General features: G+C 53.9%; 1 rRNA gene. It reads left to right on the forward strand.

Annotated features, from left to right (window positions below):
* Positions 1-256, forward strand: a 23S ribosomal RNA gene (locus F3J37_RS27975); the annotation flags it as partial.

Here is a 256-nt window from a genome sequence, read left to right on the forward strand (position 1 = left end):
TTAAAGAAAGCGTAATAGCTCACTGGTCGAGTCGGCCTGCGCGGAAGATGTAACGGGGCTAAACCATGCACCGAAGCTGCGGCAGCGACGCTTATGCGTTGTTGGGTAGGGGAGCGTTCTGTAAGCCTGTGAAGGTGTGCTGTGAGGCATGCTGGAGGTATCAGAAGTGCGAATGCTGACATAAGTAACGATAAAGCGGGTGAAAAGCCCGCTCGCCGGAAGACCAAGGGTTCCTGTTCAACGTTAATCGGAGCAG

It is taken from the genome of Candidatus Pantoea communis (assembly GCF_011752685.1).
In the GTDB taxonomy this organism is placed as follows: Bacteria; Pseudomonadota; Gammaproteobacteria; order Enterobacterales; family Enterobacteriaceae; genus Pantoea; species Pantoea communis.